The organism is Exiguobacterium sp. s142 (genome assembly GCF_018618455.1).
GTDB lineage: Bacteria > Bacillota > Bacilli > Exiguobacteriales > Exiguobacteriaceae > Exiguobacterium > Exiguobacterium aurantiacum_A.
The window spans coordinates 1-10194 of sequence record NZ_JACSMB010000030.1 but is presented as its reverse complement, the minus strand read 5'-3'; the positions used below and the strand labels follow the sequence as shown (position 1 = coordinate 10194).

The 10194-nt window shown below is 55.1% G+C and carries 10 protein-coding genes and 1 riboswitch; of the genes, 5 read left to right on the top strand and 5 right to left on the bottom strand.

What is annotated here, in order from left to right; translation table 11 throughout:
- The first annotated feature begins 158 nt into the window (after nucleotides 1-158).
- Nucleotides 159-1364 carry an MFS transporter gene (locus tag KNP77_RS15420; protein ID WP_214891664.1) on the top strand — a complete coding sequence of 402 codons (1206 nt, stop codon included), beginning with the start codon at nucleotides 159-161 and terminating at the stop codon, nucleotides 1362-1364.
- A gap of 32 nt (nucleotides 1365-1396) precedes the next feature.
- On the opposite strand, the gene KNP77_RS15415 is transcribed toward KNP77_RS15420, so the two are convergent.
- Nucleotides 1397-2101, bottom strand: a complete 705-nt coding sequence (locus tag KNP77_RS15415) for an alpha/beta hydrolase (protein ID WP_214891662.1) — start codon at nucleotides 2099-2101, stop codon at nucleotides 1397-1399.
- A 75-nt stretch (nucleotides 2102-2176) separates the two neighbouring features.
- Between KNP77_RS15415 and KNP77_RS15410 the strand changes: the two genes are divergently transcribed.
- The gene (locus tag KNP77_RS15410) at nucleotides 2177-3442 is read left to right on the top strand and encodes a purine/pyrimidine permease (RefSeq protein WP_214891660.1); all 1266 of its coding nucleotides are present in this window, start codon (nucleotides 2177-2179) and stop codon (nucleotides 3440-3442) included.
- A 25-nt stretch (nucleotides 3443-3467) separates the two neighbouring features.
- On the opposite strand, the gene KNP77_RS15405 is transcribed toward KNP77_RS15410, so the two are convergent.
- Genes KNP77_RS15405 through KNP77_RS15390 form a run of 4 tightly spaced genes read right to left on the bottom strand, consistent with a single transcriptional unit; the run spans nucleotide 3468 to nucleotide 6420 of the window.
- Nucleotides 3468-3860: an RDD family protein gene (locus tag KNP77_RS15405; protein WP_131490594.1), complete on the bottom strand. Its 393-nt coding sequence runs from the start codon at nucleotides 3858-3860 to the stop codon at nucleotides 3468-3470.
- Nucleotides 3857-4504, bottom strand: coding sequence for an NAD(P)H-binding protein (locus KNP77_RS15400; protein ID WP_131490593.1), 648 nt, complete (start codon nucleotides 4502-4504; stop codon nucleotides 3857-3859). Before KNP77_RS15400 ends, KNP77_RS15405 begins: the two co-directional genes overlap by 4 nt.
- A 33-nt stretch (nucleotides 4505-4537) precedes the next feature.
- Nucleotides 4538-5842 carry a nucleobase:cation symporter-2 family protein gene (locus tag KNP77_RS15395; RefSeq protein WP_214891658.1) on the bottom strand — a complete coding sequence of 435 codons (1305 nt, stop codon included), beginning with the start codon at nucleotides 5840-5842 and terminating at the stop codon, nucleotides 4538-4540.
- Nucleotides 5839-6420 (bottom strand): xanthine phosphoribosyltransferase, encoded by a 582-nt coding sequence (locus KNP77_RS15390; protein WP_131465946.1) that lies wholly within the window; start codon nucleotides 6418-6420, stop codon nucleotides 5839-5841. The genes KNP77_RS15395 and KNP77_RS15390 overlap by 4 nt, the downstream gene beginning before the upstream one ends.
- Nucleotides 6421-6498: 78 nt before the next feature.
- Nucleotides 6499-6600, bottom strand: a riboswitch (purine riboswitch).
- Between the two features lie 131 nt (nucleotides 6601-6731).
- Between KNP77_RS15390 and KNP77_RS15385 the strand changes: the two genes are divergently transcribed.
- From KNP77_RS15385 to KNP77_RS15375, 3 genes are read left to right on the top strand one after another with little or no spacing between them, the layout of a single operon-like run.
- Complete coding sequence (locus KNP77_RS15385; RefSeq protein ID WP_214891655.1) at nucleotides 6732-7340, top strand: NAD(P)-dependent oxidoreductase; 609 nt, start codon at nucleotides 6732-6734, stop codon at nucleotides 7338-7340.
- Nucleotides 7341-7400: 60 nt separating this feature from the next.
- On the top strand, nucleotides 7401-8954 hold the full coding sequence (locus KNP77_RS15380; RefSeq protein ID WP_214891653.1) for an ABC-F family ATP-binding cassette domain-containing protein: 1554 nt from the start codon (nucleotides 7401-7403) through the stop codon (nucleotides 8952-8954).
- A 21-nt stretch (nucleotides 8955-8975) separates the two neighbouring features.
- Nucleotides 8976-10100, top strand: coding sequence for a DUF418 domain-containing protein (locus KNP77_RS15375; protein WP_214891651.1), 1125 nt, complete (start codon nucleotides 8976-8978; stop codon nucleotides 10098-10100).
- Nucleotides 10101-10194 lie beyond the last annotated feature (94 nt).

Sequence of the window (10194 nt, the reverse complement as noted above, 5' to 3'; positions counted from 1 at the left end):
CCCCGGAACAATATCGGGGCCATCTGATCGCCGCATAGAACACGTGGGCTTTTTATTAAACTGTCCATTTTACGGGGCTCAGTTCAAACTGGAGAGAAAGGGGTTTTGCTTTGCCAAAAAATCCTGTATGGTTGGAAACGACTGATGTCTAACAACCTTTGAACGAAAGAAGTGATTACATCTTGACGACCACCCCATCGCTCAGTCGCAACGACTGGACGCTCATCTTATCACTGGCGCTGCTCACGTTCGTGCTCGGCACGAGTGAGTTCGTCATTGTCGGAATTTTACCCGATATCGCGGATGGACTGACCATCTCGATTGCCACCGCCGGGACGCTCGTGTCCGCCTTCGCCATCAGCTTTGCCATCGGCACCCCGCTCATGATGTCGTTCACGAGCCATATGCCGAAACGACGACTTATGCTCGGACTCACGCTCGGCTTCATCGTGCTCAATTTCTTGAGCAGCCAAGCACCGAACTACGGTCTTCTGCTATCGACACGCATGGTGACCGCGGTCGTGACCGGTGTGCTCATCTCGCTCGCCATGCTCGTCGCCAGTGAATCGGTACCGCCGACGAAGCGCGGCATCGCCGTCTCGTTCATCTTCGGCGGCTTCACGATGGCGAACGTGTTCGGTGTGCCACTCGGGACGTTCATCGGGCAACGCGCGGGCTGGGAAGCGACGTTCTTCATGACGACCGCACTCGGTATCGTCGCCTTGTTCGCGGTCTACCGCGTCGTCCCCAACCAGTTATCGAGCGCGAAGACATCGATCTCTGACCAGCTCCGGCTCTTGACGAATCCGCGTATTTTGATCGCCTTCTTCATCCCGGCTTTCGGATTCGGTGCGACGTACGTCGTCTATACGTATCTCGTCCCGATCTTAAAAGGCGTGCTCGGCGTTCCGGTCGCATGGGTCAGTCCGATCCTGCTCGCCTACGGTTTCATCTCAATCTTCAGCAACATGGCGGCCGGGAAAATCGCGAGCCATAACCCGATCGGTCGGCTCCGGTTCGTCTTTCTCATCCAAGCGGTCGTGCTCGCGGCGCTTTATGTGACGACGTCGAACGTGACGCTCGGTCTCATCAACATCGCCCTCATGTCGTTCATGGCGATTCTGCTCACGACGTCGACGCAAATTTATTTGATCGATTTGGCCGAGAAGTTCAACCCAGACGCCAAAGGTCTGGCCTCGTCACTCATGCCTGTCGCGAGCAACGTCGGCATCGGCATGGGGTCTGCTCTTGGTGGTCTCGTCTATGCGAACGCACCGGTCATGATGCTCGCCCTCGTCGGTGGCGCCGTCGCCTTACTGACCGCGGCTTTGACGTCACTCAGTCATCGTCTCGACCAACGCTAAACAGCGTGCCCGAACCCGGGCACGCTGTTTTTTTAGAGCCAATCTACGATTTGATCAATCGTCTCATCAAGTTGTTCTCTTGCGCTGAGCGGGCTGTCGTTATCCCCGTCTTGCGGCCCGTACATCCCAAAGTTGGCATGATTGCCACCTTCGATCTGATGGAACGTGGCGTCACTCGGCACGCTGTCAAGGCTCGTCTCGATATCGGCCGGTGTCGCCAGACCATCCAATTCACCCGAGATCGACAAGACGCGCAAGTCGCTATCCGTCATCGAGCTGATCGGATACGAGGCGAGGAAGATGACCCCGTCGACTTTATCTTCGTTTTCGAGCGCATAGCCCGAGGCGGCCGAACCGCCGAGCGAATGACCGGCGACGTACCAGCGCTCGATATCGGGATGTGCCTCGATGATTGTTTCCGCCGCATCGATATCTAAGATGCCGAGGTTCAAGCGCAGCGACGGGATGGCGACAAAGTGCCCTGCTTCCGCCAATCTGGTCCCGTAATAGGCGTACGCCTCTTTATCGACTTTTGCACCCGGGTACAAGATAATCCCGACCTCACTCGTCCGGTCTCCGAACTCTAGTCGGTTGTCGACCTGTTCAGCTTCAGCCGCATAGCCAAGCGCTTCATCCGTCGGTCCGTACGTCATTTGCGTCCAAACGACGAAGCCGATCACGGCGACAAGGATGACAGCAAGCAACGACAGTCCGATCCACTTCAGTTTTCTCTTCATTATATACCTCCATTTGCATCCACTTCGTCGTCACGGTACACTAATAGTAAAAAAGGGAAATACCAGGGGGACACCATGACGAAAAGTTCTGTAACCACGACGATTCAGTGGTTTATTTTTATTTTAGCTACCAATATTGTACCACCGCTCGCCATCGCCGCCCTATTTGAACTGTCGCCGGCCGAGACGATGACGTTCATCTCGCGCTCGCTGTTCATCTTCGCACTGTTCAGCATCATCCAGACGCTGTTCGGCCACCGTCTGCCGATCTTAGAAGGACCGGCCGGCATTTGGTGGGGTGTGTTCACGCTGTACGCCTCGATCGGCCCTGCCCTTTACGGCAGCGGGCAAGAGACGCTCCAAGCGCTCGGCTTCATGCTGTTCTTGAGCGGTGTGCTCGGCGTCGTCATGACCGTGACCGGACTGCTACGGCGCATGCTGTCGCTGTTCACGCCTCAAGTGCTCGGCGTCTATATGATCCTGCTCGTCCTGCAACTATCCGGTGCCGTCATTAAAGGCGGTTTCGGTGTGAGCGAGGACGGCATCAATATCGTCCAAGCCGTCGCGACAGCCGGGCTCGTCTTGTTCGCGCTCACGCTCGAGCGGAGCCGCTTCAAACAATACGGTCTCGTCATGACGCTTTTCGTCGGGTTCGGGTTGTTCAATCTGCTCGGTCTCGGCAACCCGATTGTTCGTTCGGACTCGTTCTTCCTCGTTCCCGAGCTGTTCCCGTTCGGCGCTTGGGTATGGGATTGGAACTTACTTCCGACCGCTTTCGTCATCACACTTCTACTCATGACGAACGTGCTCGCGAACATCAAATTGATTGAGCGCATCGTCAGTTCACGGACGAAACAACAAGTCGAAGGCAACGTCGCCGCGTCTGGCATCGTCAGCGGTGTCAGTCAGATGGTCGCTGGTTTGTTTGGAACGCCTGGACCGGTCGCGATCTCTGGGACAGCCGGTTTCTTGTCGTCAACGGAGAGCGTGCACCGTGCCCCTCACCTCGTCGCGCACGGCTTGATGATGGTGCTCGCTTTGATCGGACCGTTCGTGTCGCTCATCGCAAGTATCCCGGCCGCGGTCGGGTACGCCATCGTCACCCCGCTCATCGCGACGATGATCATCATCGGGATTAACGAGGCCGCGTTCGAGTTGAACCAAAAGACGGCGTCGCTCACGGTCGGCCTCCCGCTCGTCATCGGGGCCGGGGCGATGTTGCTCCCGCCTGGAGCGATGAACGATTTACCGCCGCTCCTTGCGACCGTGTTCTCGAACGGTCTCGTCCTCGGGACGGTCGTCGCCTTGACGACCGCCATCCTAAGCCGAATCCACGACTAAAAAAGAACTGACCTCGCGCCTGAGGTCAGTTCTTTTCGGTTACGTGCATATGGAAAGCTTTGTCGTGCGGCAAGACGGCACCGTCTTCCGCCTCGAAGTGTTCGCGGTCCTTGAAGTAAGCCGCAATCGTCAACGTGTCCCGATGAAGGGCACGCTTGAACGCTTGCTCGACCGTGACCGGTGTTCCGTCATCGTTTTTCAGTTCGAGACCCATCAGCTTGTAGCCGATCGTTTGACCACCACGGCTCATCTGGCACGCCTCGATCGCATAAGAGACGAGTGTCGGTGTGATGACCGCGTGGACGAACTCGCTCTTCACTTTCTTCCGAACGAGCTGTTCGACACCGAAACTTAGTAACCCGGCAATGGCACCGTCAATCATGACGGCTTTCGTGCGTTTACTCGTCACTCGCTTCATTGGCTCATTCCCTGCATCATTCCGGACGTTAACACTTCCGTGCCTTGTCCTTCTTCTGCCGCCATGATCAAAGCTCGGGCCACATGTAACGCTTGGATTGGGGCCGCGTTTGGCACTTTTTCGAGCAACAGTGGTTGGAATGGGCGGCTGACGACTTCAGCCGCTTTCTCACCGAGCCGGAACGACTCGCGGTCGCCGAGTAAGAGCGACGGGCGAGCGATAATCAAGTGCTCGAACCCGAACACTTTGAGCCCGTTCTCGAGTTCGCCTTTCACTCGGTTGTAGAAGAACGGCGAGCGCAATGACGCACCTTGTGCCGAGACAACGGCGTAACGTGTGGCGCCGTGGCGTTTCGCGACACGCGCGACTTCGAGCGGCAACTCGAGGTCGACATGTTTGAACGCCTGCTGCGATCCGGCGACGGCAATCGTCGTACCGAGTGCACAGTACACATCGTCAATGTGAGGCAACGTCTCATCCATCTTCTCAAAGCCGACAACTTCATGTAATTTCGGGTGACTCCAACGTTTCGAGCGGCGGACGACGATCCATACCGCGTCATACCGTTCTTGTTCGAGCAACTGCTCGACGAGCTCGCGTCCGATCAAACCGGTCGCGCCGACAACGAGTGCTGTTTTTCCCATCCTAGTTCCCCCTTGTTACGTACTCCTTTCAGTCTAGCTGACTTGCCGTTCATCGGCAACGACCTCGTCCGGACTGAACCGATCGACGAGACGGAAGAAACCGTTCAAGAACAGGGCTGTGAATGAGCCGGCAACGATGGCGCTATCCGTGAACAGTTGGATCGATTCCGGCATATTGGCGACAATGCCTGGGTTGGCTGTGATGCCGAGCCCGATGCCGATCGAGAGCGCGATCGTGATCAAGTTCTCGTTTTTCGCAAAATCGACTTGGCTAAGGATGCGAATCCCCGACGCGGCGACCGTTCCGAACATGACGAGCATCGCCCCACCGAGCACCGGTTTCGGGATGAGCGTCGTGAACGTCGCGACTTTCGGCAAGAAGCCGAGCAAGATCAAGAGCCCGCTCGTCCAAAAGATGACACGACGTGATTTGACACCCGACAGCTGGACGAGTCCGACGTTTTGACTGAACGTCGTGTACGGGAAGCTGTTGAAGATCCCGCCGAGGATCGTCGCCACACCTTCGGCTCGGTACCCTTTCGTCAATTCGTTCGATCCGATTGGTTTTTTCGTGATATCACTCAATGCCAAGAACACACCAGTCGATTCGATCATCGAGATGATGGCGACGAGCGTCATGACGAGAATGGCCGACACGTCAAACGTCGGCACCCCGAAGTAGAACGGCTGCACCATTTGGAACCAGCCGGCCTCACGGACCGGGCTGAAATCGACGAGACCGAGGAACGTGGCGACACCGGTACCGATCAAGACGGCGAACAAGACCGCTGCCGCCCGACTGAACACGGTACCGACTCGGTTCAAGACGAGAATCAAACCGATCGTCAATCCGCCGAGCGCCAAGTTTTGTATTGAAGCGAAACCAGGCTCACCCGGTGTCCCGCCGCCGATATCATTGATGGCGACCGGGATAAGCGAGAGGCCGATGATCGTCACGACCGAACCAAGGACGACCGGCGGGAAGAATTGGGCCAGTTTGCCGACGAAGCCTGAAATCAAGATGACGATGACACCGCTCGCAATCAACGCCCCATAAATCGCTGTGATACCGCTCGAACTGCCGATGGCGATCATCGGACCGACCGCCGTGAACGTACAACCGAGCACGACCGGTAACCCAACACCGGTGAAACGGGTCGTCCATACTTGAAGCAATGTCGCGACGCCGCACATGAACAAATCGATGGCGACGAGATACGCGAGCTCAGTCGGTCCGAGCCCGATGGCCCCACCGACGATAAGCGGGACGATGGCCGCGCCTGTGTACATCGCGAGCAGATGTTGGAACCCGAGACTGGCCGTTTTGAACGTGTTCATCGGACCACCTCTACGAATGAGATGCTATCTGCTCCAAGTTTGGCGATACGGGCGAGTGATTCGACACGATACCCTTTGTCGATCAGTTTTTCCCGTCCTGGCTGGAACGACTTCTCGATGACGATGCCGACACCCGCGACGGTCGCACCGGCCGACTCGACGAGCTGCGTCAAACCGAGCGCCGCTTCCCCGTTCGCGAGGAAGTCATCGATGACGAGGATACGCTCATCCGGTTGGACGAAACGACGGCTCAAGCTGATGCGGTTCGTCTCTTGTTTCGTGAACGAATAGACATCCGCTTCGACGAGGTCGTCTTGGAGCGTGAGTGATTTTCGTTTGCGAGCGAACACGAACGGGATGCCGAGCTCGAGCGCCGTCATCATCGCCGGGGCGATCCCGCTCGATTCGAGTGTGACGATTCGGTCGATCTGGTCATCACGGAATCGGTCTGCGAATTCACGACCGATCGCCTGCATCAATTCAGGATCGACTTGGTGGTTCAGGAACGCATCGACTTTCAATACTTGGTCCGACAAGGCACGGCCTTCGTCTCTAATTTTGTCTTCTAACTGCTTCATTGTGTTTCCCTCCAATAAAAAAATGCGATTCGTCACCCCTACCCGGGGACGACGAACCGCATGAAAACACAAAGAATGCACACGACAAGCGTCACCCGTAGTCGAACCATTTACGGTGGTTCGGTAGAGACTTGTGAGCCATATTCTCACGGATATACGAGTGCGAATCTTTTTAGTTATATAAGATAAAGTTTATTGTAGACGAGATTGTAGAAATTGCAACCCGTTTATGAAAAGACTGCTAAAAGTCCGATTTTTCTGAAACTGCTGTATACTGAAGATACTGGAAAAATGAGAGGAGCTCGTTGTGTATGAAGCTATTCGTTCTTGGTGCCACCGGCCGGACCGGTCATCAGTTTATCGATCAAGCGATCGAGCACGGCCATCATGTGACCGCCTTCGTGCGCGAACAGAAAAAACTCATCCCGACCCCGCAGCTCGAGATCATAGAAGGCGACGTCTCGGACAGTTCGGCGTTGACCGACGCGCTCAAAGGGCACGACGCCGTCATCAGCTGTCTCGGGACCGATTTGAGCGACCCCGATTTCTTGGCCAGCGTGACCGATGCACTCGTCCCCGCCATGAAAGCGAACGATGTGACGCGCATTCTGTACCTCGCGTCTGCCGGGATTGACAAAGAGATTCCCGGGATCGCCGGAACGGTCGTGACGTTCATGCTCCGGAAGCCGCTTCGCGACCACCGGGCCGCGGTCGACCTGTGGCGCAACTCGTCGTTCGACTACACGATCGTGCGGCCGATGCAACTGACGAATGGTCCGCGAACATCGGTGTACCGGACGGACATCGACGGGATCCCTGCCGACGGTAAACAGATTTCACGCGCCGACGTCGCCCAGTTCATGTTGAACACGGTCGAAGAGAACAGTTTCGTCCGGCAGTCGGTCGGACTGGCGTACTAATTTTTTTGAATCCATGCTACAATATCGGATAGTCAACTTTGAAGGGAACGAATACGAATTATGAGTATATTAACAGTACAAAACTTGAGCCACGGTTTCGGTGACCGCGCCATTTTAAATGACGTGTCTTTCCGTCTATTAAAAGGTGAACACATCGGCCTCATCGGAGCAAACGGTGAAGGAAAATCGACGTTCATGAACATCATCACGCGCAAACTGCAACCGGATGAAGGGAAAATCGAGTGGGCGAAAAACGTCCGCGTCGGTTACCTCGACCAGCACGCCGTCCTCGCACGCGGGATGACGATTCGTGACGTGTTGAAAAGCGCGTTCCAATACTTGATTGACATGGAGACACGCATCGGCGAACTCTACATGGAAATGGGCGACGCGTCACCTGAACAGATGGACGACATGCTCGCTGAAGTCGGCGAACTGCAAGAGACGCTCGATTCGAACGACTTTTATATCATCGATGCGAAAGTCGAAGAAGTCGCCCGCGGACTCGGTATTTTAGATGTCGGTCTCGACCGCGATGTCGCTGACCTGTCAGGTGGACAACGGACAAAAGTGTTGCTCGCGAAGCTACTCCTTGAGAAGCCGGACATCCTCCTCCTCGATGAGCCGACCAACTATTTGGATGAGATCCATATCGAGTGGTTGAAGCGTTATCTTCAGAACTACGACAATGCGTTCATCTTGATCTCGCATGATATCCCGTTCTTAAACAGCGTCATCAACTTGGTCTACCATATGGAGAACCAAGATTTGTCGCGTTACGTCGGCGACTACGACAAGTTTATGGAAGTGTACGAGATGAAACGGTCGCAGCTTGAGTCGGCTTATAAACGCCAACAAGCGGAAATCGCTGATTTGAAAGACTTCGTCGCCCGTAACAAGGCCCGCGTCTCGACACGAAACATGGCGATGTCACGTCAAAAGAAACTCGACAAGATGGACGTCATCGAGCTGAGTGCGGAACGTCCGAAGCCAGAGTTCCGTTTCTTGCAGGCGCGCACGTCAGGCCGTCTCATCTTTGACGCAAAAGGTCTCGTCATCGGTTACGATGAGCCGCTCTCACGTCCGCTCGACTTGCAGATGGAGCGCGGTCAGAAGATCGCCCTCGTCGGCGCGAACGGAATCGGGAAGACGACACTCTTGAAGAGTCTGCTCGGCATGATCAATCCGCTCGAAGGAACGGTCGAACGCGGCGAGTTCCTAGAGATCGGGTACTTCGAACAAGAAGCGGCCGTCAGCAACAACACGTGTATCGAAGAGATTTGGAGCGAGTTCCCGTCACTCAACCAGCAACAAGTCCGAGCCATGCTCGCGAAGTGTGGTCTCATGACGAAGCATATCGAGAGTAAAATCGCCGTCCTCAGTGGTGGGGAAAAAGCGAAAGTCCGCCTCTGTAAGCTCCAAAACAACGAATCAAACTTGCTCCTCCTCGATGAGCCGACGAACCACTTGGACGTCGACGCGAAGGAAGAGTTGAAGCGCGCATTGAAAGAGTATAAAGGTAGTATCCTACTCATCAGTCACGAACCGGAGTTCTATCAAGACATCGTCACCGACGTCTGGAACTGTGAATCGTGGACGACGAAAGTATTCTAAAACGTGTAGAGGAAGTGTCGCATGACAGGCCCCATCCAATTGAACGAACGCATCGTTCTCTATGATATTATTCGAGGATTTGCCCTGTGCGGCATCTTCCTCGTCAACATCCCGAGCATGCTCGGGAGCGACTGGATCTTCGGTAAACCTATGTATGAAGGTAGTGACCTCGTCGTAAGGACACTGTTCGACTTGTTCATCCAGACGAAGTTCTATACAATTTTCTCTTTACTGTTCGGCATCGGCTTCTCGATTTTCCTCGAACGCTCTTACGCGCGTGGGGACTCGGCGAGCCGCTATGTCCGACGCATCGTCATCCTTTTCCTGTTCGGACTTGCTCACCTGGCCATCTGGTCGGGTGACATCTTACATACGTATGCGATGTGGGGGTTGTTGCTCCCCTTGTTTTATGGATTGAGCAACCGCGCGATTTTGACGTGGGCGTGGAGTTTGTTGATCGGGAGTTTTCTCTTGTTCTATGGCTCATCTGTCTTGATGGAGTGGACGACGGGGTATTTCAATCCCGGCTATCCGTTCCCGACCGCATATAACGCCGGCTTTGGCGCTTGGTTCGATTACCGGCTCGACGTCGAGATCTTTAGCGCGATCTCAAACTCTCTGCTTGTCGGGATTGAAATCTTTTGCCTATTCTTATTCGGTCTCTATATCGGGCGTGAGCGGAAGCTGCTCACATGGACGCTTCAAGGATTGACGCGGACGGCCATCATTTGCAGTGTTCTCGCCTTGCCGTTTTTCGGGGTCATCCTTTGGCATCGTTATGGTGGTGGCGGCGCTTATTACTGGACGAACCTAACAGCCGTCCTCATCTCCGGAAAACTGCTCGCGACGACTTACGTCTGTCTGTTCACCATTGCCGTCCGGAAAGGACTCACGTTCCGTCCGCTCCAGGCGCTCGGCCGGATGGCGCTGACGAACTACTTGACGCACACGCTCGTCGTCGTCCTTCCCGTCATCGCCCTCGGGTATTACGGACGTCTGTCGCTCACTGAAGGATTGTTCTTGAGCATCGCGATTTTGATTGCCCAAACGTTCTTCTCGATGTGGTGGCTCAAATCGCATCGCTACGGACCGTTCGAGAAGTTATGGCGGATCGGGACGTACGGGATTCAGAAGAAAGTATCATAGCATGCAGAAGAGGCTGGGACATAACTAGCCTGTTTTAAAGCTTTTCAATAAAAAGAGGGGTCCGGTCACCGATTTTCGGTGGCCGGACCCCTTC